The organism is Algoriphagus halophilus (assembly GCF_041729275.1).
Lineage (GTDB): Bacteria > Bacteroidota > Bacteroidia > Cytophagales > Cyclobacteriaceae > Algoriphagus > Algoriphagus halophilus_A.
Genome location: NZ_CP146486.1, coordinates 4,385,715 through 4,406,515, shown reverse-complemented (window position 1 = coordinate 4,406,515; position 20,801 = coordinate 4,385,715). Strand labels below are relative to the sequence as shown.

Genomic DNA, 20,801 nt, shown 5'->3' with positions numbered 1-20,801 from the left:
CTATTTTCTCACTCGCATATTCGAGAAGGAGTTCAATCGAAAAATAACAAATGCCTTTTCCAAAAGATCTAAATACTTCTCGGCGGTTTCCTTATCAATTCCCACGGTATTACCCAAGTCGTTAAACGTGACTTCTGATCCTACTTGAAGCGCTAAAGCAAGTAATAATTTCTGCAAAATTGCGGGCTTTCTTACTTCCTGCAAACTCAAAATATCTTTATACAAATAACTACTACTGATTTCCTGAAGTGCCTCTCGAGCATCGCTAGGGTGATTAATTACCTCTGGATAAAATCCAAATACCAGTCGCTTTTCCAAAAGTCGCAGTTCCTCACGAGGAGACGTATGTTCACAAAGTTCTTGGGTTGAAATCGGGTATAGTTGAAATTCCCGCTTTCGTCCTGTTAATGGCTCTTTAATTGAGTTTGCAAGCTCCAAGGCCGATGATCCAGAAGCTAGAACCTGAACTTCGGGGAATTCATCCGCCAAAATCTTAAGTGTAAGTCCGATATTTGATACTCGCTGTGCCTCATCTATCACGACTAACTTATAGTCTCCAATCAGAGATCGAAGTGAAGAAACCGTAGTGTCCTGAAGCCCCAATCGATCATCTGGATTATCGCAGTTGAGCCACAGTACAGCATCATTCGGAAAATTCAGAATCTGTTTCATTAACGTTGTTTTCCCTACCTGCCTCGGCCCGACAATCACTAATAGCTTACCTTTGTAGAGCCTCGTCCGTAATTCCGATTCAATTTGTCGAGTAATCATACTACAAAAATATATAAATCCTCGATTATAATCGAAAATAATCATGTATTTTTTCGATTATGATCTAAAAATGACAGAAAATTAATCTCAAATGGATAAATCCCACCTCTTCACCTCACCTAACTTGGGTTTTCGATCTTGGATAGACTCAGATTTAGAAGCTTTCAGTCAGATGAATGCTGATCCGGAAATCATGAAATACTTCGAAAAACCCTTATCGGTAGAAGAGTCTCAGGCCATGATGGAGCGGATGAACCGTCTGTTTGATGATAAAGGCTACTGCTATTTTGCGGTTGATTTATTGGCAACAGGAGAACTACTGGGAATGATCGGAATGGGATGGAAAACTTTTGAGGCGGAATTCACTCCATGTGTGGATATAGGATGGAGAATCCACAAAGAATTTTGGAACAGAGGGTTTACAACAGAAGGTGCTAAAAGATGCCTTGACTATGCAAAGGAGCTAGGATTAAAAGAAGTTCTTTCATTTGCCTCCTCTGACAACAAGGCTTCCATTCGGGTGATGCAAAAAATCGGAATGGAATATTGGCTGGATTTTGATCACCCGGACCTAAAAAAGTCAAAACATCTGAACCCTTGTAGTTTGTATCGGATAACACTTTGAAATATTTGGAAATACCATAGAAATAAACCTCCCTTCGGTCGGTGAAATACTGTACCAAGCTATTTCGCCGCATGCCTGCCGAAAGTAGGAAGGTATATCTCAGGAGCGAAGCGACTGTATCTCGCGAAGCGTATCTCTCTATTTTAAAAGATAGCTCTTCGAGCAGATATTAAATAAGATAGCCTAAAGCCAGATAGTGTTATTGAAATACTTGGAAATACAATGGGAATAAACCTCCCTTCGGTCGGTGAAATACTGAACCAAGCTATTTCGCCACCTGCCTGCCGAAGGTAGGAAGGCGTATTTCAGGAGCATAGCGACCCAATAAAAAAGATGCCACCTCCAATGGAAATGACATCTCACCACCCAACCCAACAATTCTGATTACGCCAAGAATAAAGACGCTATACCAAGTACCTGATCTTTGCTCAATGGCTCATCCCAGCCTTCGGAGACAGCTGCAGCATCAATCCCGGTCAATGAAGTCACATCCACTCCTCCCTGCATCACATTCTCTTCTCCGGCATAAATCGCCTGAGTAGCTGCTGGAAGGGAACCGATAGACCCATTGGTGATCCAACCTTTCACCGTATCCTGACCTTTTTTCGTTCTCAGTCTTCTGACCATCGAGGCATGTCTGGCCTCCACCGAATGAATGGAAAGCGCTGCCGTTAAGACCACATCTGATTCCATCACATTTCCAGCCTGCCCTTTATAGGCTCTTACACCTGTATCTTCAAATGCCTGCGAAAGCGCTAAGAAGGTGGGATAATCTGTAAATGGAGAAAAATACCCCCGGCAGTAAAGTCAAATTCCGGCTCTTCAACAGGCGTTCCCATCAACACATTCCCAATTACTTCCGTCAAGAAATTGACATGTGCCAACTCATGATCTCTGATTTTCAAGAAAATATTCTGGTCGGGCCCCCTCGATTACCCCAGACTCAATACCCATTTGATAGTACCGGTATTCCAGGTGTTCCAGCGTCAATGCATAATTGAGCACATCGATCAGACTGGCCGTATCTGCTTTGGCTACTTTTGGCAAGGCCGAAAGTACTCCCAATGGCACTGCAGCCATGGCTACTTTTTTACTGAGATCTCCAAACTGGCGGAACGCCTCTCTTCTGGAGAAAAATAGATCCTTTTCTTCCGGACTATTGGTGTCCGGACACATGGTATCAAGCAATTTTAATAAGTTCATATCTAATTGTGGTTAAGGTGAATATTAGCTAGGCAATTGACTAAAGTCGATCGGCGTCTTCACATAAGTAGATGCCGCTGTCAATACTTCCGTAAATCCCAAGGTTCGCTCCAGACCATTGGAGTCAATCAAATCATCTCCGGCAAAATCATCTGAACCTGGATTGATCAAGTCACGAATTGCAGCCGCATGTCTTGCTTCCACAGAAACTATCTTCCCTGCAATCAGTAAGTAGTCCACATTCTCGATAAACTGTCCAGCACCATTGTATGCTGCCACACCTAGATCTTCAAATGTCTTGGCTGCTCCCAAAACGGAAGTCCTGCTACTAAAATCAATGGAACTGAAATCCACTTCCAAGTCTGCTATTGCAGCGCTTCCCAATGCCGCTAAAAAGTCCCTGTGAGCCCTTTCATGCTTCTCCAGATCCCCCATAATGGTCTTTTCTTCTGCACTTGCATTGGCAAAATATCCCCCGGCAATTACATTGGCATAAAATGCCGCTTCTAACTGCTCCAATGCATAGGCATAATTCAAAATACCGATATCCCCGGAACCAAGGTTTACTCCCTCGTTCATCATAGGAGGCATCATATCTTCATCGTCATTACAGCCCATCAGCAGAAGTCCTGCCCCTGCAACTGACATCGTTCCAAACTTCAGAAAATTCCTTCTGTTGGTATTGGTCACCAGTCCTTTAGGCTTGATCAGTTCATTTTTCATTTTAATTGTGTTTAGGTTAATAATCCGGTTTTTGGTTTTCCATGGAAAAAAATGAAACCATATGACCAAAACAGATTCGGTCGGATGATTTGGAAGGAGTTACGAAGCGTTTTGGGTAACTGGATTTAACAGGCCGAAAAAAAGATGATTTTAGTCATTTCAACAATACTTTAGTCTTAAAAAAATACCAAAATCATTGTAAAATAATGCAATTTTATTTCTAAATTAGATAGACAGTATACTGACTGTCAATATTTTGCGACTGGACCCTTTAAAAGGGATAATTCAAATTTTTATTTACTCACATTTTTCAAACAATAACCCAAAAAACAATGAAAAATTATTTTCGTGGTTCGTATTGTGGGCTTGCAATGGTGCTCACAATGACAATTATTCTATCAAGCTGTATCACCGACGAAAGCAGTCTTGATCAACCTTTAGATCCAAACACCACGCTCGAAAGAGCAACAGATTATCCGGAAACATTTTCCTTGGAGAACCTCCGAATGGATTCTGAAACAAACAAAATGCTCGCAGGTCTTCGAGCCGCTACCGCTAAATACCATAGAATAGAAGTGGCAATGGAAGATGGATATGAGCAAGGTTCTGGATGCGTGGCTACTCCAGCGGGAGGCATGGGATACCATTATGTCAACTTCGCTGCGGTGGATGGAGAGTATGACCCTACCATGCCAGAAGCATTATTATATGAAATGGATAAAAATGGCCAAATGAAACTGGTAGGAGTAGAATTTGTGATCGTAGCGGATGCCTGGGATGCAGAAAATGAGATGATCCCTTATTTTGGAATGCAGGAATTTGATGAAGCTTTTCCTCCTGCTCCACTACCTTTCCGAAATTATCAACTCCATGTATGGGTTTGGAAACATAATCCAAATGGTATATTCACGATGTTTAATCCAAATGTTACTTGTGAATAAAACACCTGGCTCCCTTTTTGGGAGCTTTTTTTACCACTCCCCACCCAATCAAATCCTTAATGAATGGAAAACAAGAGAAAACCAATTTCGTTTTCCAATACGGAAAATTCATATTTTTTTATTCGAAAAAAATTAGCCCATACCGGGAATTTATTTTTTGAATTAAAACAGCATCGTATAAATCTGTATTCCAATAATTTACCAAAATGACCACTTAAAATTTTCAAACCTGTATTTTTTTTAATTTACCCCAAGTAAATTATATTTCCGTTCTGTAAAAGCAATTAAGTCCTAGATATCACCTAATGTCCTATTTAATTTTATTGATTTCCCTGATTTGGGCTACCCCCCTATTCAAGTGGAAAGTACCACTAAAATGGATTCAGAGGTGTTGTTGGATACACTGATCAGTAAAGGGGAAAAATACCTTTATGCAGAATGGGACAGTGCTTTCTATTACCTCAGCAAGGCAGATTCTCTTGCCCGCCTACTGGAAGATGACAATAAAGTTGGGAAGGTTGCCAATTTGTTTGGAACCTTGTACTACGTCGAAGGAGACTACGTAGAATCGATCAAGTATTACTCCTCTGCCAGCGAAATTTTCAACAAAACCCAAGATGAGTCCGGTCTGAACTACGCACTCAATGGCCGTGGGCTCATTTACTTAAGTCAAAATCAACTAGAGAGGGCCATTGATATATTTAACCGCTGCATAGAAATCAGCAAGAAACTTGGAGACACTTACGGAATAGGAAAGAATTACTTTAATAGAAGTATTGGAGAGTCCGACCTAGGGCAGTTTGACAAAGCCCATCAATCCATTGACTTGGCGCTGGAATACTTAAAAGATCATCAAGATCGAGTGATCTATACCATGACTCTTAATAGAGCTGGTAAGATTTATTTTGATGAGGGAAAACTCGAGGAATCCGAGAAATATTACAGACAAGTGCTGAACTACCCGGGGCAACTATCCAACTGGGCCTATACATTTGCTTATTCCGGTTTGGCGGAAATCGAAATAGCGAAGGGAAATCTTAGAAAAGCATTGGGATATGCTGAGATTTCCAAAGACTATGTATACAAAACAAGAGGGTATTGGGATAAAGGAAGGTTGTCAAAAGTATTATTGGCAATCTATGAGGAACTTGACCAATATGCCCTGGCATTAGAGCATGCCAAATTGTATAAAGCCTATTCAGACAGCTTATACAATGAAAGTAAAAATGCTGAAATCAGCCATCTTCAGCTACTTTTGGCAGATGCCGACAACCAGAACTTGCTTCAGGAAAAAGAGCTGGCCCAAAACAGTGCCCAGTTCAACAAAAAACTGACAATTATTTTGGTCATAGCTTTAATAGGCCTCATCATCGGCTTTATTTTATATGGAAGAGTGATCAAACAAAAAGAAAAAATAAATCAGGTTCTTCTGGAAAAGCAAAAGGAAATTCAAATTCAAAATGAAAAACTGGAAGCGATCAATGAAGAAAAAAATAAGCTGTTCTCCATCCTTTCCCATGACCTAAAAGCCCCTATCAATTCTGTCAAGCAACTGTTGGAATTGGAAGAGAATGGTCTTTTGGATGAGGATGAACAAAAAACTGTAAGGAAATTACTCATCAAACAAGTGTCAGACACAGATGAGATGCTCCGAAAACTCCTTCGTTGGTCTCATGCGCAGCTCGATGGAATCATCACCAAAAGAACTGCTACCGATCTTTCCGAAATCGTAAAAGAACAAGTGGGTCAATTGGATTATCAGACAGTTTCCAAAAACATCACCATCGATTTTTCATCGATTTTTGATCAAGCTCAGGTGCTAGTGGATCCCCAGCAGCTTCGCATCATTTTGCAAAACTGTCTTCAAAACTCCATCAAGTTCTCCAATTCCGATAGCCAAATCAAACTATGGAACTCTGTACAGGAAGAGGACGGATTCATCAACCTCCATATCAAAGATGACGGAATAGGGATCTCTGAAGAAAAATGAAAGAAATTTCTTCCCAGGTGGTCAGGGTTAAATCTACTGAAGGTACTCAAAAGGAAAAAGGAACAGGCTTAGGGCTGCTGTTGGTGAGACAGTTTATGGAAAAAAACCAAGGACATCTTCGGATTCATAGCAAACCCAATGAAGGAACAGAAATCATTCTTAGCTTTGAAAGAATAAATACCACAAAAGAACTAATCGAGTCTTAACCCAAATTCTTTCCCCTCCTCCTCATGAAAAAACTTTTTCTATTTCAACTGCTATTATGGTTGGCTATGCCTCTTTTTCCCAACAAATCACTACCCGGGAAATGGACCGGATCAACTGGATGGAATTTGCTGCGTTTGTCCCAGAAAAAATCAACACCGTATTGCTTCCTACAGGCACCTTGGAGCCCCATGGTGTAGTCAATAACGGAGCGGACAATACGGCTCCCTTTGCAATGGCCAAAGACATTGCCGGCGAACTCAATGCCATGATCGCCCCTACACTGAATTATGGAATCACAGGAAGCATGGCTGCCTACCCAGGCGCTTTCAAAATCAGTGAAGAAGCCTATGCCCCTTTCATCCGGGACATTTTGAAAGGTTTAGCCAGAAATGGCTTCAAAAACATCATCGTTCTCAACGGACATGGAGGTGGACAGACTGCCGTTTTACAAAAGTAGCGGAAGACATCTCCAATGAACTGGGGGTACGTACCCTGGTCGTCAATTGGTGGTCTTATGCCTCCGATGTGACCATGGAAGTTTTCAAAGAAGACGGTGGACATGCCGGTCTTAACGAAACCGCATACATCCAGGCCATTGATCCTACCTTGGTTCACAAAGAAAAATACAATACAGACATGGCAACTGCATATCCTAAAGCTGGAACCTATTCAGCAGTACCTTTCCCATCCAGCATTGGGCTGTACCAAGAAGGTCAAGGGTATCCTAATTTTGATGAGGCACAGGCCAAGGAATACTTCCAAAAAGTCAATGCAAAAATCGCTGGATTGATCAAGGAGACCATCCGAAAGTGGGACATGGCCGGCCTTTAACCTTAATCTTTGAATCATTTCAACCTTTACCCTCTAGCTTTTAGACTTTGTTTAGATGTCCTATTACGCTGACCAGCAATTCCAGAATCTAATTCCAGAAAATTTCCAAACCGGAGAATACGAAGGCTGCAGTTTTTCCCAATGCAATTTCGCGGGAATGAACCTGCAGGGGTTTAGTTTTGAGGATTGCAGTTTCACTAATTGTGACCTAAGCAATTGCAAGGTTCCTGGAGTTTCTTTTCGTGGCGTCAATTTTGATTCCTGTAAAATGCTGGGGATTCACTTCCAAAGCTGCAACCCTTTCCTGATCGAGTTTTCCTTCAAAAACTGTCAAATGGACTATTGCGGCTTTTACAATCTCCAGGTAAAAAAAACCATTTTCAATTCTTGCCGATTACTTGAAGCGGACTTCACGATGGCCAATTTGATTGGAAGCAGCTTCGCTGGGAGTGAGTTAAGTGGAGCCATTTTTGACCAAACTGTATTGGAAAAAGCCGATTTCCGGGAAGCTCAAAACTACCGCATCGACCCAGAACTCAACCGCATCAAAGGAGCCCGTTTTGATTTGGACGGACTTCCTGGTTTGCTGGGAAAATATGGGATTAAGATTGGATAACCCTCTCTCCAAACTCCACCGAAGTCAAATGCTTCGGTTTTTTTTCAAATATCAAGATTTGAAATGGCATGCGGTAAAACAGCTCCCAACAAGAAACTAAGCTTCATTTTAAATTGTAGCCGATTCCTTTTGAAAAACGTATATTTGAGAAAAGCCTATTTCAGATGAAAGTTTTATTAGACATAGAAGATCAAAAAGCTGATTTTATCATGGAGCTCTTGAAAAACTTTAAGTTTGTCAAAGCTGAGCCTATCTCTACCTATAAAGCTAATGTTTATAAAAATTTAAAACGTTCGGTGGAAGAATTAAATCTTGTCCAAGAAGGTAAAATCAAAGCCATCTCAGCAAAAGATTTATTGGATGAACTATGAAGTAGCTACCATACCTAATTTCGGTAAGGAGCTGAAGAAATAGGCAAAAAAGTATCCTTCTTTAAAAGAAGATTTTTCAAGCCTAATTCAGACCCTTCAAAAAAATCCTTTCCAGGGAACGCCATTAGGTAAAAACTGTTTTAAAATCAGAATGGCCATTTCTTCTAAGGGAAAAGGGAAGTCTGGAGGGGCAAGAATCATTACTTTTGTAAAAATCACCGAGACGACAGTCTTTCTACTTTCGATTTATGATAAATCGGGCAAAGAGACAATCAAGGATAGCGAATTGAAGGAGTTATTAAATCAAATTAATCTGTGATTTTCTAATCTGCCTTACATAGGCAATTATTTTTTTATAAAGTCGATCACCATTCTGGTCATATCAATCCTACTCATGAAAAAACCAGAATCGTCCAAATCTGCAAATTTCCAGCTTTTAATACTTATGATTGGATTGGCGATTCCTTTTGTGATCTTCTTATTGAAGTATCTCTGAGTAGAAATTCCCGACAATTCTCTACATCTTCTTGCTTTCGATCCTACTTTATGTTTACATTATAAACATTAAAATGTTAATAAAATTGACATTTAAAAAGAGCAATAGATATACTTGGAAATACAATTGAAATATACCTCCTTCGGTCGGTGAAATACTGAACCAAGCTATTTCACCACAGGCCTATTTCGGACGACGAAGGAGTCCTTATTTCGCTGCCTGCCTGCCGAAGGTAGGAAGGCATATCTCGCGCAAGCATATCTAGGGAGCATGCGACCTTATCTCAGCAAAGCTGTATTTCAGGAGCGCAGCGACTCTATTTCGCCGCAGGTCTATTTCAGCTTAGCTGGATCTCTAATATAAAAAAATAGCTCTTAGAGCAGATATAACTAAGATAGCCTAAAGGCAGATAGTGTTATTGAAATCCTTAGAAATACCATAGAAATACCATAGAAATAAACCTCCCTTCGGTCGGTGAAATACTGAACCAAGCTATTTCACCACAGGCCTATTTCGGACGACGAAGGAGTCTTTATTTCGCCGCCTGCCTGCCGAAGGTAGGAAGGCATATCTCGCGCAAGCATATCTAGGGAGAATGCGACCTTATCTCAGCGAAGCTGTATTTCAGGAGCGCAGCGACTCTATTTGGCCAAAGGCTTATTTCAGCGTAGCGTAATATTATAAAATCATGTTTATCAACTGTCATTCTCACTTCAGCTTCAAATACGGGACCTTATCCGTAGACGCACTCATCGGGGAAGCGAAAAGCAAACGTCTGGATGCGTTTGCCCTGACAGATATCAATTGCACCGCAGGAGTATTCCCCTTTATCCGAGCAGCCCAACGGGTGGGCATTCATCCCGTCATCGGGATTGACTTCCGAAATGGCACCCAACAACAATACATTGGCTTGGCCAGAAACCAGGAAGGCTTCTTCGAGCTCAACAGCCATCTTTCTGAGCACCTGGTACACAAAAAACCATTCGGGAAACGGGCTCCGGCTTTCGATCACAGCTTTATCATTTATCCCCTGCCCAAGCACTTTTTACCCTGCGGGAAAATGAATACATCGGAGTACACCCCACTCAACTCAATCAATTAATCTCCTCTCCTTGGTTCCAATACAAGGACCGTCTGGTCATGTTGCAACCCGCGACTTTTAGCTCCAAAATTGAGTTCAATGCCCATCGCCTCTTGCGAAGTATGGACCTCAACACCCTACTGAGTAAACTTCCTTTGGAGGAACAGGGAGACCCTGGTGACCGCTTCTATAGCTATGCCGATATGGTCGCCCGCTCCGAAGGTCATAGCTACTTGCTGGCCAATGCCCAAAAACTACTGGAGCACTGCCAGTTCTCCTTTTACTTTCAAGCGGTCAAAAACAAACGGGATATTCTAGGCTCCGATTGGGAAGATTACGATTTCCTACGCCAGGAAACCTTCAAGGGGGCGCTCTACCGCTATCCCGATCTGACACCCGAAATTTCCCAACGCATCGAAAAGGAACTGGAACTGATCCAGCAAAAGGCTTTCACCTCCTATTTCCTGATCAATTACGACATTGTGACCTTTGCCCAGCAGCGCAACTTCTACCATGTAGGCAGAGGATCCGGTGCCAATAGCATCGTGGCTTATTGCCTGGGGATCACCGATGTGGACCCCATCGAATTGGATCTATATTTTGAACGGTTCATCAACTTATACCGGGAAAATCCTCCCGATTTTGACATTGATTTTTCATGGAAAGACCGGGATGAGGTCACAGAGTATATTTTCAGAAAGTACAATCAAGGCAAACAGGAACATGTCAGTCTATTGGCAGCCTACAGTACCTTTCAATACAACTCCGTCTTCCGTGAACTCGGAAAGGTTTTTGGTCTCCCCAAAAGTGAAATCGAGTCCCTGATCCACTTCGCGGACAAACCTGGCTACCAGCCGGATCAGTTCGGAAAGCTGATCATGAAATACAGCCAAGTACTCCATGACATGCCTTCCCATCTGACCGTCCATGCCTGTGGAATCCTGATTTCCCACAAGCCCATCCATTATTATACCGCCACGGAAATGCCTCCCAAGGGATTTCCCCTTTCGCATGTGGACATGCATGTCGCCGAGGACATCGGACTGCATAAGTTTGACATCCTGAGCCAGCGCGGCCTCGGACATATCAAAAGTGCGATCGAGATCATCTACCAAAACCAAGGGGTGAAAGTGGACATCCGAAAGGTGGAAGAGTTTAAAAAGATCCCCTGATTCGTGAACATCTGCAGACAGGGCATACCATTGGTGCATTCTATGTGGAATCTCCTGCCATGCGTATGTTGTTGGCCAAGATGAAAGCCAATACCTACCTAGAACTCGTGGCTGCCAGCTCCATTATCCGCCCGGGAGTGGCAAGGTCAGGGATGATGCGTGAATACATTTTACGGCATGTGGATGAGGAGCGTCGCAAAATCGCCCATCCTGTTCTCGCTGACATCATGCCCGAAACTTACGGCATCATGGTCTATCAGGAAGATGTGATCAAGGTGGCGCATTACTTTGCCGGATTGAGCCTGGGCGAAGCTGATGTACTGCGAAGAGGTATGAGTGGGAAGTCCCGCTCCAAAGATGAGTTCCAGCGTGTGAAAGACCGGTTTTTCAGCAATTGCCGGGAGAAAGGCCATCCCGATCAAATCGCTGCCGAAGTCTGGCATCAGATCGAGAGTTTTGCGGGTTATTCCTTTGCAAAGGGACATTCCGCTTCTTTTGCGGTGGAAAGCTACCAAAGCCTCTACCTCAAAGCTTATTTTCCACTGGAGTTTATGGTGGGAGTAATCAATAATTTCGGAGGTTTTTATCACACGGAGTTTTACGTGCATGAACTCCGAATGAACGGGGCCGATATCCAAGCTCCCCACATCAACGAAAGTGAGTACCTGACCCGAATCATCGGGAAAATGGTTTATCTCGGATTCATCCACCTCAAGTACTTGGAGAAAGCTTCGGTAGAAAAAATCCTCACCGAACGCAGGCAAAATGGGCACTTCCTTGGACTGGCGGATTTCTGCGGACGGGTGGAAATCAGCCTGGAACAGCTACTCATTCTCATTCGGATCAATTGCTTCCGGTTCACCGGTAAAACCAAGCAGGAACTGCTTTGGGAAGCACATTTCATCTTGAATAAGCGCAAAGCGATTCCCGGCCCTACCGACCTTTTCAAGCAAAATTCGGATTCAATTTCCGTCAGCCTGCAGTACCGCAACTCGAGGAAATCGACATCCGACAGGAGATCGTAGACCAAATCGACATTCTGGAGTTTCCACTGGATTCTCCTTTTCACCTGATCAAAGATCAAAGCATTCGAGGCATTCGTGCTGCCGAACTCAAAAGCTATCTGGGTAAAACCGTGCAAATCGTTGGCTACCTGGTGACCGTCAAATACACCCGCACGGTTAAGGGGGAAGTTATGAACTTTGGCACCTTCATCGATCGAGAAGGGCAATGGATCGATACGGTACATTTCCCTCCCGTGGTCAAAAAATATCCTTTTAAGGGAAGGGCTATTTACCTGATCGAAGGGAAAGTCACCGCCGAATTTGACTTCTACAGCATCGAAGCTACCAGATGTGAACGATTGGAATATTGGAAGCAGGGGAATAGTTCAAGTCTTCGGACTTGGACTACATAAAAACACAGTCTCCAGACTGTAAACATCATTACGCAATCAATAACACATCAATCAATTTCTCTGGCAATCCCGCATAATTGACGGCACTGCTATACAAATAATCCTCTTGGGAAAGAACAATTCCGGCTTTTACGGGATTTTGATGAATATAATGAAGGCATCGGCTGACTTTTTCATTTGTATTCAATTCAATTGGATGATTATGCTGCTGCCAGACTTGATAGTGAGTATTATTTGGGTTTGCTCTCCCAGCATTGCCAAAATGCCATAGCAAAATATTTTTTCTACTTTCTGTATGACTAGCCTTTATCGCTTCTAAAATCTTAACAGAAGTAAATTTTTTTATATCTCTCATTAACCCTTCTATCGGTAACTCCCCATTCCGGCCAAGGATCAAATGAACGTGACTTGACATGATACAATAGGCACATAAATCAAGACCTTTAAATTTCTGACAATACCGAAGTGAATCCAAAAAGATATCTCTATACTCTCTACGAGTGAATAAATCTATCCACTCAATCACAGTGAAGGTTGCAAAATAAAGTTTGTCCTGATCTCTAATTTTATATTTTCTACTCATCGAAAAAACATCAACTAATCCATTAATTTAGTTAGTTTTTTTCCAAAAAACAGTCTATTACAGACAATGTCCAAGTCTGAAGACTTGAACCAAAAATCCTTTCAGGGGTTAGAAACAAACATTTGCCTGATTATCAGAAAAAAGTAGAGGGAAATACGATCTAAATAGGACAATTTACGTTATATTAAAAGACAAATTTCCTTTTCTGATCATGGCAAAAAAATCTTCCAAAGTCAATGAGCCTGCAGTAGCCTACGCTAAAACAGCAAACCTTTCTGCTTCTGACATTCTTCATGTCGCCGGCAATGCATTGGATGAGCCTTTAAGCCGTTTGGAGACTTTTAGAAATGGCTTGGAGAAAAAATCTTTTGATGCCCTCAAAGAAATGGCAGGTCTGGATTACAATACATTGGCCACTGCTTTGGGTGTTTCCTCCAAAACCCTTCAGCGAAAAGAAGTTTTTGACACCCTACAATCAGAAAAAATCTATCGCCTCGCAGAATTATATGCAATTGGGATCAATTACTTTGGCAGAGAAGGATTTAAAAGATGGATGGAGCGTCCACTATTTACGCTTGGAAACAGAAAACCATTGGAATTAATCGATCTGACCGAGGGAATTGATCTTCTGAAAACAGAAATCATGAGACTTCAGTATGGCATCGCCATTTGATCAACATGATTGTCTACCGAATAGCCTTAACCGAATACAACGATACCAGTGGCACAGGTGCTAAACTTTTTGGAGGCCGATGGAATCTCCCCGGTCATCCTGCTATTTATGCCGGATCAAGCATTTCTTCCTCGCTGTTGGAAAGACTGACGATCGACCCTGAGTTATTTTCTTCTGATCGTTTGATCAAGTACTCCGTCATGGAAATACAGATTCCTGAGGAACTGATTTTTCTCCAAAAATTGACGATCTCCCTTCCAACTGGAACCAACTCCCTCCTTCCAAAACTTCAAAGGAATTCGGAACCAAGCTATTAACTTCCAATACGTTGTGTTTTGCTGCCCCATCTGTAGTAGATCCAACTTCATTGAATTTTGTTATCAACCCGCTCTCGGAAAAATTCAATCTTGCTACTTTCAAAACCTACCCTTTACAACTCGACCAGAGAATTATTGAATGAGATGATCATCAAGACCAATCTACTTTCCTTCCTCCAGCACTTTTAACTTATAATAAATCACCTGATCCTCCTCCACTCCTAAATACACCTGATCCTTCTTCGCCAAAAGCTCACCATCTTCAGTTATTGCCCTGCTGAAAATCAACCCTTCCGGGACATCTATCCCATTTTGGATCAAATTGTTTTCTTCATCAAAAACTGCCGCATACGTTTGATTCATCTGATCTAAATTTGAAGCTGTTGGATCTAACTCCACCGTTTTTTCCGGAATCCCCTTCTTGTAAAAAACGATCGTCTTTTCTTCCAATCTATAGAGCTGTAAAATGGTAGCGGGCCGTTGATCACTCATAGAATATTGCATCGCCACCTCAAACTCTTCGGCCCTAGGTAAAACGGCATCTTTGACCTCCAAATCAACCGTCTTTTCAAGGACTATTTCCTCTCCAATTTCTTCATAGACAAAATATTTCAACTCATGATCAAAATGGAGATACCAGTTACCCCCCAATTTCTTGATCCTGGGAAACGGAAAGAAATAGTAATTCCCATCCGCATACATGGATGTTTGGGGAAACTCCATGGTGGTGCTTATCTCCTTGGAAACTGTGTCCATCACTTCCAAAAATGGGGCAGTATACAGATACTTTACAAATTCCACTTCTCCTCCCTTTCTCAGATCTTCAAAATTCACCGGCTTGAAGTAAGCAATTTGATCTCCCAATGAAGAAAAGGCAGGGTCTAATGCATTGTTATGGAAAATGTACTGATAAGGCAATAAAATGGACCTCTTAAACTCCCCATCCTTTCCTATAAAATGAAAACCACTGACCGAACTCAAAATATGCAAGATTTCATTTCTATAAGACAAAAGGAATATTCCTTGCATGGAATTGGGCCCTTCAAACGGGATGTTCAATGTAGATGCGATTTCTCCCTGAGAATCGATAAACAATAGCTCCTGATCATTTTTTGTCAAGGCCACACACTCCTGAGAAACCGAATCATAGTCTTGAATCCACAAATCCCCCAAATAATCGATCTGCAGAGAATCGGTGATTTCTACCTGAAAATTCAAATCAATATTTGTTACTTTATCCCCAGAGCTACAAGCTGATGTCAGGACTAAAACGAATAAAAATGGAATGTAAAATTGCTTCATACCTACCCTTAAAAACTTAGGCGATATAGAAGCTAGCACACTTTATCGCTTGTTAAAATAACTTACTAATTCTTAAAAGTTATTTACGGCAGTCCATTAAAACCTGGCTTTCAAAGGCTCGATCATTTCCTATAATGTCAAAAAATTCCTGAAGATAGGAACTGAAATTTCTGTAATCACCCTTATCCATCATTGCTTCATGAGCTTCTACCCTGGCCCAGATTTCTGGCTGCAATTCAAGAAATTCCTGCCTGATTGCCTGCATCAGGGACTCCTCCCTACAATATCCCCGATACAGTCGCTCTGTCACCATTTCAATATTCACCAAATTACTCACCTGGGAATAAGGAGGGTTCACGATGCCCGTCATATCAAAATCATAGGGCAACGGAACTACTGTTTTAGAGTCTAATTTCAGGATTTTCATATTGTGCTGGTACATGGTGGACCAATCTGTATTTCCAATCATTAACTGGAAATAATCATGACGCACAGCTGCAGAATCTTCGAGTAAGGTTCCAATGATTTTTTCCCATCCAGAATCTCTCCCCCAAACCGATCTGCTACATTGTCATCATCTTCTATGAAAAACCCAATCAGCTCCTCCTCCTCCTCTTTCTTATCATCCTCATTATCAAAATACACTTTCACCAATCTGGTCTGAAAAGCATAAGGGGTAATGGGTTCAAAAAGCTTGTAACAAAGGTATTCTTTGATAACATCACTATCCGCTCCATTTGCTTTGGAACAGGGTATCACCAATTTCAGATTCCTGTTTCCATCAAACACGGTTCCCTTGGCTTGTTTTTCTTCACTTTCACTCGGAGCGGAGGATAAAAACAATTATCTAATCTAAAATTCCCCCTCACCCGCATCTCAATATCCAAAGTTTCCCACTCTCCGGTTTCTTCATTTTTCAGCTGAAGACTGTGATCCATATAGGTAGAGTCATTCGTTTGTTTTCTCAGCTCTTTGAGGGAAAACTTCATTTTGATTTCCAGGGTTCTTGATCCGAAAACAAATCGATTTCCTCTTGGGAATATCCATTCAAGTGAAATAGCAACAGCCCTAAACAGGTCCCTATTCCATACATTAAACTTTTCATAGTCGACCAAATCTTTAAAAACAGCAAAAACCAACTTGATTTTCAAGCTGATTACTCATTCAAATCAAACATTTCCAATTTCACGTCATCTATTCCTATCTGATCAAATGGATTCTCCAATTGGATCTGAACATTATAAAGAGAGATCAAAATAAAAGTGGAAATCAATCCTCCTGCATATAAAATCCAAGGTGCGCTTACCGAACCTCCTTCCATTAAATTGTAATATGCGGATGGAATAAAAATAATAGGATACATATAAATGAATACCAGGCAATATGCCCTGATGGTAACTGGTGTTCTATGCTCTTTTATGGCAGCAGTATTCTCAATTCCAGAGAGCACATCTCGCATAAAACCTTGGATTTTCAAAGCAGCATTGTACTTCATGCGGGAGGATAGATCCTGAATATATTCAGTCAACTTATTTGCATCCGTCCTTACCTTATCCAGTGAAGTGGATTCTGGCCCCAAATATTCCCGTAAACTCTTCGAAATAGCCAGTATATCGGCTTTCACCAAGGCTTTTTCCTCTTCGTTGATTTTCCTCCCCCTTGTAAACAAGCATTTACTGTTATCAATCCTGCACGGAACTTTGCTAAATGTTCCAATGCCTTCTCTCTACGTCTAAAAGCACTTTTTATGGAAAAAACCAAAGGAAAAATAATGGCAATACTAATCATGGTCAGTCCAAAATTGAATTGGAAATTACTTTCCAAGGTAAAATGAGTCATTACCGCAGTGATTGCCAAAGCCACAAAAGTCCGCCAATTTATAACAACAAGGTACTTTTCCATGATAAAAATCCTGAGTTATACGGTGATAATATTTCAATCAAATTGAATTAGTTCAATTTAAAACTAAATTTTCCATCAATAATCCTGACAAAAATTTGAAAAACAATGAAATACAACTCCTTAATATAGGATTTTTTTAGTTTATTCTAGTCAAAAAAATATTCTTAAATTCCACTTCAGCACCTTCTGCCTGCAAGGCCACTTGCCCTCTGGTGGCAGTCGCTCCAAAGCCCTCATTGACCAAATCTCCATTGAGCCAAACGGTAATCGTGTCCTTGAAACACCTGATTTTTATATGGTTCCACTCACCCAAAGGCTTTTCTGAATCATCCGTCAAATTCACAATCCTTCTTTCTTTCCCTTCCGAAATCCCCCAATTCTCTTGAGACCCTCTCCTACTTTCCATTTCCTCCACCTTTATGTCCTGCTGTATACACCAAAAATCTCCCGCATTGCTATGCATCAATTGAACCTCAATGGATTTTGGAAACATCTCATACAATGCCCTGGGCTCAGAAGCATGAACCAGTATCCCACAATTCCCGGGCTCTCCGGCAAATCGGTAATCCAGTTCCAAGGTATAATCCCCATATTCCTGATCGGTAATTAAATGTCCTTCCGGTGTACCCAAGCTCACGAGCAATCCATTTCTAATAATAAAAGGAATCCTTAAACTGCTGTCCGCTTCCAAATCTGGAACATCCATATGCCAGCCGTCAAAATTAGTCCCGTTAAATAAGGGGATTGGTTCATTGGAAGGCTTGGTGCATTGAAAAAAACAAAGGATTGCCAATCCAATCGAAAAAACAGCGTATAAAAAATTCCTCATTTCATGTGATTTTAGAGTGGTCTACTTGCCAACGATATTGTATACAAATGCTCGGTATTTAATCAGGCCTACGAAAATTGCTCCTCCAAAAGCATTTCCCAGCAAAGCCAATCCTTGAAACATCAAATAATCCAAAAGCGAAATTTCCGGGGATTTCAACATTCCTGAAAACACCTCAATGCTTCCAATAATACTGTGGTGCAAACTCGTGAATGCCAAGACAGAGGTAATCAAAAAGATCATGACAATCCTACTGATGGTATCTTTGACCGAAGCCAGGAGCCAGGACAGCAGCCCCATCAACCAACCTGCGACGATTGCACTGACCAAGATCACCATCGGTTTCACTTCCAGGACATGCAAGGCAATGGTTACCACTACCTCTTTATCAAATATCCCCAACCTCGGACCTAGCCAATTGAGGAGTAGCGCAATGATATAGCCTCCTATTAAATTTCCACTGATCACCACTCCCCAAAGTTTGAGCATGGCCTCAATGGTTTGTTTTTTATTTAAAACAGGCAATGTCAATAAGGCCGTTTGTTCCGTAAATAGGATGCTTTGCCCCAAAACCACCAAGATAAACCCCAATGGATAGACCAAAGAAATCAGTTTAAAAATAGAACCTTCATCCATTTTACCCATTGCAAAAAAGAAAACGGTACATATCATCAGGTAGCTAAACCCAATCTCCAGACCAGCGGTAATTGAGCTCAAAAACAAACTACTTGGACTTTTTTCATAGGTTTCCAAGGCATCTGAAATCTGGTCTCTCAGGATCTCCCCATGTGACTTAGGGGCATCTTTCCCAGTTTTTTTGGTGGTCTGGATTTCCTTGTCTATTACTTTCTGCTTCTTTTTCTCTTCAGCAGCCAGCTTTTTTCTTCAGCAGCTAACTTCTTTTGTTCTGCAGCATATTTTTTTCTTCCTCGGTCATATTTCTAGGATTTTTCACCTGAGTGATTCATTTGCCAAAAGGAAAGGTCAGTTCAATTGTCTCCCCTCCCATATTCTCATAAACAACATATGAGCCATTCTTCGCGCATGCTCTTTGGCATAAGCTGCCACTTCTCCTTCAAAATACCGATCTATGGTGGTAAACCATAACTCCAGCCAATTCCCAAAATGTTGCTGTTCTATGCTGTGATCTACTGCGGCATCCACTTCCCGATGGACTTTGGTGGGGTTAAACTTGCCGGCCCCTGGACCGGTTTGCAGTAAAACCATCTCCCAAAAATCACTTAAATGGGTCAAATGATGCTCCCAGTCCTCCACAATCTGATTAAACACAGGACCCAAGGTTTCATGAACCCGTACCTGATCATAAAACCTACGAACCAGAAAGTCTACTTCTTTTCTACTGCGAATATCAATCTTATCCATTCTAATCTTTCAAAATTGGCGCTAACACCTGTAACTCCCCATCTATACTTCTGGAATCGGTAATCCCAAAATCTGACAGATCAAGGGGTAAATATGGATATTTTCAAAGGATTCAATGGTCAGCCCTTCCTTAATCTCAGGTCCATTGGCATAGAATATCCCATGCATTTGTTGGTAGGCAGGACTAAAACCATGGCCTCCGTAATAATCGGACTCTGCCCTAGCCATATTGGCTTTTACCCGGGCCAAGCCTTCTTGGTTACTGGCTATGTAAAATCCCAATTCAGGTAAAATCAAAATATCACCGATTCGATCTCCATACCGGGATAAATCCTGATAGTATTCTGATTCTTCCACATCCACCACTTTAAAAGGGCCTTCACGTTTGTTTAGTTTCTTCAATACCCTTTTTTTTTTTTGGGATTGTCAAGATACAAATGTGCCAAGGCTCCATTATTTACTACTTTCAAATCCAGCCCCTCTGTGATTTCATCCAACGCAAAGAAGTTTTTAAAGGGCACTTCCATCATGCCGTGGTCAGAAACAATAAAAATGTTGACGTCTAGGTCCAAATTTTTTACTCCTTCCATCAAGGTTCCTAAGGTGTGATCCAGCTGCTGCAATCTTTTATTTAATTTCTGGTCATTCAACGGCCCATAGGCATGACCTACATCATCCATATCCGAAAAATACATGGAAATCATCTGGGGCATTTCTTCTTCGGGAAGCTGTAACCACTCAATTACCTGGCTTACCCGCGTCAGGTTATCGACCCTTCCATCGTAATTAAAATAGTAGCTTGGCCTTACTCCCTGAACATCTGCTTCTGACCCCACAAAGAAATAACTTGCCGCTTTCATCCCATTTTGTTCGGCCAAGACCCAAAGTGGCGTTCCTCCATACCAAGACCCATCTGTTGAATAGGTAGGATTGTTATGATGGTATTCCTCGTCGCGATTCGGATCATAAAACCTATTGTCCACAATCCCATGGTGTTCCGGTCTCAACCCGGTAGCGATGGTGTAGTGATTCGGAAATGTTTTGGTAGGAAAAGAAGGAATTAAAGATTTAGCGGCTGTCCCTTCTGCAATAAATCTACTTAGGTTTTCAGGCTGAAACCGCTCCACATAATCATATCGGAATCCATCCAGGGAGATCAGAATCACCACTGGTTTTTTGGATTCCTGTGCCCAGGAATAGCAATGCAATCCCATCAAGGCTACTAAAAACAGAATGGTCTTTTTCATAAAAGTAATCTTTGCATGAAAATACTTTTGGATTGCATCGAAACCAAGGATCCATTTCGGATGGCTGCTGCTTTTTCATCCAGATTGGACCCCTTACCCCCTTCTTCTATAGATTAAGATT

27 protein-coding genes and 2 pseudogenes are annotated in these 20,801 nt (G+C 41.6%); 12 read left to right on the top strand and 17 right to left on the bottom strand.

Translation table 11 applies throughout. The features are described from left to right. Positions 1–771 (bottom strand): ATP-binding protein, encoded by a 771-nt coding sequence (locus tag V8V91_RS23625; RefSeq protein ID WP_373397519.1) that lies wholly within the window; start codon positions 769–771, stop codon positions 1–3. A 91-nt stretch (positions 772–862) separates the two neighbouring features. Between V8V91_RS23625 and V8V91_RS23620 the strand changes: the two genes are divergently transcribed. Further along, a complete protein-coding gene (locus V8V91_RS23620; protein ID WP_373397518.1) occupies positions 863–1,396 on the top strand; it encodes a GNAT family N-acetyltransferase in 534 nt (177 codons plus the stop codon). Positions 1,397–1,780: 384 nt separating this feature from the next. On the opposite strand, the pseudogene V8V91_RS23615 reads toward V8V91_RS23620, so the two are convergent. From V8V91_RS23615 to V8V91_RS23600, 4 genes and pseudogenes are all read right to left on the bottom strand, one after another. Continuing rightward, positions 1,781–2,125, bottom strand: a pseudogene (locus tag V8V91_RS23615) (ferritin-like domain-containing protein); the annotation flags it as partial. Between the two features lie 26 nt (positions 2,126–2,151). Then, positions 2,152–2,301, bottom strand: coding sequence for a hypothetical protein (locus V8V91_RS23610; RefSeq protein ID WP_373397517.1), 150 nt, complete (start codon positions 2,299–2,301; stop codon positions 2,152–2,154). Further along, complete coding sequence (locus tag V8V91_RS23605; protein WP_373397516.1) at positions 2,282–2,599, bottom strand: ferritin-like domain-containing protein; 318 nt, start codon at positions 2,597–2,599, stop codon at positions 2,282–2,284. The genes V8V91_RS23610 and V8V91_RS23605 overlap by 20 nt, the downstream gene beginning before the upstream one ends. Before the next feature lie 24 nt (positions 2,600–2,623). After that, complete coding sequence (locus tag V8V91_RS23600) at positions 2,624–3,322, bottom strand: ferritin-like domain-containing protein (RefSeq protein ID WP_373397515.1); 699 nt, start codon at positions 3,320–3,322, stop codon at positions 2,624–2,626. A 332-nt stretch (positions 3,323–3,654) separates the two neighbouring features. Here V8V91_RS23600 and V8V91_RS23595 point away from each other — a divergent pair, with 332 nt between their 5' ends. The 9 genes and pseudogenes from V8V91_RS23595 (at position 3,655) to V8V91_RS23555 (ending at position 12,444) form a co-directional block, all read left to right on the top strand. After that, a complete protein-coding gene (locus V8V91_RS23595; protein ID WP_373397514.1) occupies positions 3,655–4,263 on the top strand; it encodes a hypothetical protein in 609 nt (202 codons plus the stop codon). A 358-nt stretch (positions 4,264–4,621) separates the two neighbouring features. Then, positions 4,622–6,253 (top strand): tetratricopeptide repeat protein, encoded by a 1,632-nt coding sequence (locus tag V8V91_RS23590; RefSeq protein WP_373397513.1) that lies wholly within the window; start codon positions 4,622–4,624, stop codon positions 6,251–6,253. Beyond that, complete coding sequence (locus tag V8V91_RS23585) at positions 6,250–6,459, top strand: ATP-binding protein (RefSeq protein ID WP_373397512.1); 210 nt, start codon at positions 6,250–6,252, stop codon at positions 6,457–6,459. Before V8V91_RS23590 ends, V8V91_RS23585 begins: the two co-directional genes overlap by 4 nt. A 56-nt stretch (positions 6,460–6,515) precedes the next feature. Further along, the gene (locus tag V8V91_RS23580; RefSeq protein WP_373397511.1) at positions 6,516–6,917 is read left to right on the top strand and encodes a creatininase family protein; all 402 of its coding nucleotides are present in this window, start codon (positions 6,516–6,518) and stop codon (positions 6,915–6,917) included. A gap of 74 nt (positions 6,918–6,991) precedes the next feature. Continuing rightward, positions 6,992–7,291 (top strand): hypothetical protein, encoded by a 300-nt coding sequence (locus V8V91_RS23575; RefSeq protein WP_373397509.1) that lies wholly within the window; start codon positions 6,992–6,994, stop codon positions 7,289–7,291. Positions 7,292–7,346: 55 nt separating this feature from the next. Beyond that, a complete protein-coding gene (locus tag V8V91_RS23570) occupies positions 7,347–7,907 on the top strand; it encodes a pentapeptide repeat-containing protein (protein ID WP_373397508.1) in 561 nt (186 codons plus the stop codon). 164 nt (positions 7,908–8,071) lie between these two features. Then, a complete protein-coding gene (locus tag V8V91_RS23565; RefSeq protein WP_074223298.1) occupies positions 8,072–8,278 on the top strand; it encodes a hypothetical protein in 207 nt (68 codons plus the stop codon). An 85-nt stretch (positions 8,279–8,363) separates the two neighbouring features. After that, positions 8,364–8,597, top strand: a complete 234-nt coding sequence (locus tag V8V91_RS23560) for a type II toxin-antitoxin system RelE/ParE family toxin (RefSeq protein ID WP_373400798.1) — start codon at positions 8,364–8,366, stop codon at positions 8,595–8,597. 865 nt (positions 8,598–9,462) lie between these two features. Further along, a pseudogene (locus V8V91_RS23555) lies at positions 9,463–12,444 on the top strand (DNA polymerase III subunit alpha). 28 nt (positions 12,445–12,472) lie between these two features. On the opposite strand, the gene V8V91_RS23550 reads toward V8V91_RS23555, so the two are convergent. Next, entirely contained in the window at positions 12,473–13,027 is a 555-nt protein-coding gene (locus tag V8V91_RS23550) for a transposase (protein WP_373397507.1), read from the bottom strand. 211 nt (positions 13,028–13,238) lie between these two features. Between V8V91_RS23550 and V8V91_RS23545 the strand changes: the two genes are divergently transcribed. Further along, positions 13,239–13,700, top strand: coding sequence for an antitoxin Xre-like helix-turn-helix domain-containing protein (locus tag V8V91_RS23545; RefSeq protein ID WP_074223292.1), 462 nt, complete (start codon positions 13,239–13,241; stop codon positions 13,698–13,700). Between the two features lie 5 nt (positions 13,701–13,705). Next, a complete protein-coding gene (locus V8V91_RS23540; RefSeq protein WP_373397506.1) occupies positions 13,706–14,017 on the top strand; it encodes an RES family NAD+ phosphorylase in 312 nt (103 codons plus the stop codon). Between the two features lie 162 nt (positions 14,018–14,179). On the opposite strand, the gene V8V91_RS23535 is transcribed toward V8V91_RS23540, so the two are convergent. The 11 genes from V8V91_RS23535 to V8V91_RS23485 form a co-directional block, all read right to left on the bottom strand. Beyond that, the gene (locus V8V91_RS23535; protein WP_373397505.1) at positions 14,180–15,319 is read right to left on the bottom strand and encodes a hypothetical protein; all 1,140 of its coding nucleotides are present in this window, start codon (positions 15,317–15,319) and stop codon (positions 14,180–14,182) included. Between the two features lie 79 nt (positions 15,320–15,398). After that, the gene (locus V8V91_RS23530; protein WP_373397504.1) at positions 15,399–15,788 is read right to left on the bottom strand and encodes a hypothetical protein; all 390 of its coding nucleotides are present in this window, start codon (positions 15,786–15,788) and stop codon (positions 15,399–15,401) included. Beyond that, positions 15,788–16,108, bottom strand: coding sequence for a hypothetical protein (locus tag V8V91_RS23525; protein WP_373397503.1), 321 nt, complete (start codon positions 16,106–16,108; stop codon positions 15,788–15,790). Before V8V91_RS23525 ends, V8V91_RS23530 begins: the two co-directional genes overlap by 1 nt. Next, complete coding sequence (locus V8V91_RS23520; RefSeq protein WP_373397502.1) at positions 16,084–16,470, bottom strand: hypothetical protein; 387 nt, start codon at positions 16,468–16,470, stop codon at positions 16,084–16,086. The genes V8V91_RS23525 and V8V91_RS23520 overlap by 25 nt, the downstream gene beginning before the upstream one ends. Before the next feature lie 5 nt (positions 16,471–16,475). After that, positions 16,476–16,943: a hypothetical protein gene (locus tag V8V91_RS23515; protein ID WP_373397501.1), complete on the bottom strand. Its 468-nt coding sequence runs from the start codon at positions 16,941–16,943 to the stop codon at positions 16,476–16,478. Beyond that, entirely contained in the window at positions 16,940–17,221 is a 282-nt protein-coding gene (locus V8V91_RS23510) for a hypothetical protein (RefSeq protein ID WP_373397500.1), read from the bottom strand. Before V8V91_RS23510 ends, V8V91_RS23515 begins: the two co-directional genes overlap by 4 nt. A gap of 136 nt (positions 17,222–17,357) precedes the next feature. Continuing rightward, on the bottom strand, positions 17,358–18,050 hold the full coding sequence (locus V8V91_RS23505) for a DUF1080 domain-containing protein (protein ID WP_373397499.1): 693 nt from the start codon (positions 18,048–18,050) through the stop codon (positions 17,358–17,360). Positions 18,051–18,071: 21 nt separating this feature from the next. Then, positions 18,072–18,803 carry a formate/nitrite transporter family protein gene (locus V8V91_RS23500; protein WP_373397498.1) on the bottom strand — a complete coding sequence of 244 codons (732 nt, stop codon included), beginning with the start codon at positions 18,801–18,803 and terminating at the stop codon, positions 18,072–18,074. Between the two features lie 231 nt (positions 18,804–19,034). Then, positions 19,035–19,433 carry a group III truncated hemoglobin gene (locus tag V8V91_RS23495; protein WP_373397497.1) on the bottom strand — a complete coding sequence of 133 codons (399 nt, stop codon included), beginning with the start codon at positions 19,431–19,433 and terminating at the stop codon, positions 19,035–19,037. A gap of 42 nt (positions 19,434–19,475) precedes the next feature. Then, entirely contained in the window at positions 19,476–19,835 is a 360-nt protein-coding gene (locus tag V8V91_RS23490; protein ID WP_373397496.1) for a hypothetical protein, read from the bottom strand. Continuing rightward, positions 19,832–20,680 (bottom strand): ectonucleotide pyrophosphatase/phosphodiesterase, encoded by an 849-nt coding sequence (locus tag V8V91_RS23485; protein ID WP_373397495.1) that lies wholly within the window; start codon positions 20,678–20,680, stop codon positions 19,832–19,834. The genes V8V91_RS23490 and V8V91_RS23485 overlap by 4 nt, the downstream gene beginning before the upstream one ends. Positions 20,681–20,801: the final 121 nt, after the last annotated feature.

Bases quoted from the DNA above. Each gene is read 5' to 3' on its own strand.
- V8V91_RS23625 (WP_373397519.1), bottom strand. From the start codon at position 771: ATGATTACTCGACAAATTGAATCGGAATTACGGACGAGGCTCTACAAA.
- V8V91_RS23620 (WP_373397518.1), top strand. From the start codon at position 863: ATGGATAAATCCCACCTCTTCACCTCACCTAACTTGGGTTTTCGATCT.
- V8V91_RS23605 (WP_373397516.1), bottom strand. From the start codon at position 2,599: ATGAACTTATTAAAATTGCTTGATACCATGTGTCCGGACACCAATAGT.
- V8V91_RS23600 (WP_373397515.1), bottom strand. From the start codon at position 3,322: ATGAAAAATGAACTGATCAAGCCTAAAGGACTGGTGACCAATACCAAC.
- V8V91_RS23595 (WP_373397514.1), top strand. From the start codon at position 3,655: ATGAAAAATTATTTTCGTGGTTCGTATTGTGGGCTTGCAATGGTGCTC.
- V8V91_RS23585 (WP_373397512.1), top strand. From the start codon at position 6,250: ATGAAAGAAATTTCTTCCCAGGTGGTCAGGGTTAAATCTACTGAAGGT.
- V8V91_RS23580 (WP_373397511.1), top strand. From the start codon at position 6,516: ATGGTTGGCTATGCCTCTTTTTCCCAACAAATCACTACCCGGGAAATG.
- V8V91_RS23575 (WP_373397509.1), top strand. From the start codon at position 6,992: ATGGAAGTTTTCAAAGAAGACGGTGGACATGCCGGTCTTAACGAAACC.
- V8V91_RS23570 (WP_373397508.1), top strand. From the start codon at position 7,347: ATGTCCTATTACGCTGACCAGCAATTCCAGAATCTAATTCCAGAAAAT.
- V8V91_RS23565 (WP_074223298.1), top strand. From the start codon at position 8,072: ATGAAAGTTTTATTAGACATAGAAGATCAAAAAGCTGATTTTATCATG.
- V8V91_RS23550 (WP_373397507.1), bottom strand. From the start codon at position 13,027: ATGAGTAGAAAATATAAAATTAGAGATCAGGACAAACTTTATTTTGCA.
- V8V91_RS23545 (WP_074223292.1), top strand. From the start codon at position 13,239: ATGGCAAAAAAATCTTCCAAAGTCAATGAGCCTGCAGTAGCCTACGCT.
- V8V91_RS23540 (WP_373397506.1), top strand. From the start codon at position 13,706: ATGATTGTCTACCGAATAGCCTTAACCGAATACAACGATACCAGTGGC.
- V8V91_RS23535 (WP_373397505.1), bottom strand. From the start codon at position 15,319: ATGAAGCAATTTTACATTCCATTTTTATTCGTTTTAGTCCTGACATCA.
- V8V91_RS23530 (WP_373397504.1), bottom strand. From the start codon at position 15,788: ATGATTGGAAATACAGATTGGTCCACCATGTACCAGCACAATATGAAA.
- V8V91_RS23510 (WP_373397500.1), bottom strand. From the start codon at position 17,221: ATGGAAAAGTACCTTGTTGTTATAAATTGGCGGACTTTTGTGGCTTTG.
- V8V91_RS23505 (WP_373397499.1), bottom strand. From the start codon at position 18,050: ATGAGGAATTTTTTATACGCTGTTTTTTCGATTGGATTGGCAATCCTT.
- V8V91_RS23495 (WP_373397497.1), bottom strand. From the start codon at position 19,433: ATGGATAAGATTGATATTCGCAGTAGAAAAGAAGTAGACTTTCTGGTT.
- V8V91_RS23485 (WP_373397495.1), bottom strand. From the start codon at position 20,680: ATGAAAAAGACCATTCTGTTTTTAGTAGCCTTGATGGGATTGCATTGC.